The 727-nt window shown below is 48.8% G+C and carries 1 protein-coding gene; it reads left to right on the top strand.

The genetic code is table 11. The features are described 5' to 3' along the window. Nucleotides 1–727, top strand: a 727-nt coding sequence (locus R7190_RS27265; protein ID WP_318137855.1) for a GspE/PulE family protein, incomplete at both ends; no start/stop codon positions are given.

Genomic DNA, 727 nt, shown 5'->3' with positions numbered 1-727 from the left:
AAAACTGGTTAATTCGATGTTTGAAGACGCGGTGCAAGTTGGTGCATCGGATATCCATATCGAACCAGACGATAAAGTCCTGCGTTTACGCCAGCGTGTCGATGGTGTGCTGCATGAAACTATTCTGAACGAAGTGAACATCGCTTCTGCATTGGTATTACGCCTTAAATTGATGGCGCACTTGGATATTTCTGAGAAGCGTCTGCCACAAGATGGTCGCTTCAACATCAAAGTTCGTGGTCAATCGATTGATATTCGTATGTCGACGTTACCGACTCAGTACGGTGAATCGGTCGTAATGCGTCTGCTTAACCAGTCGTCAGGTTTACGTCCATTAGAAGAATCGGGTTTACCGCCTGAGCTACTGGCGCGCTTGCGCCGTCAGTTATCTCGCCCTCATGGCATGATTTTGGTAACTGGCCCTACGGGATCGGGTAAAACCACGACACTTTACGGCGCGTTGAGTGAGCTCAATGAACCGGGTAAAAAGATCATCACCGCAGAAGATCCGGTGGAATACCGTTTACCACGCATCACGCAAGTACAGATCAACAGCAAGATCGACCTGACATTTTCACGCGTGCTACGCACCTTCTTACGCCAAGACCCAGACATCATTTTGATTGGTGAGATGCGTGACCAAGAGACGGTAGAGATTGGCTTGCGAGCAGCATTAACTGGTCACTTAGTATTGAGTACGTTGCACACCAACGATGCGGTCGACAGC

The organism is Vibrio sp. 1078-1 (assembly GCF_033340475.1).
The sequence above is the reverse complement of the archived record's forward strand: the minus strand, read 5'-3'. Positions and strand labels throughout refer to the sequence as shown.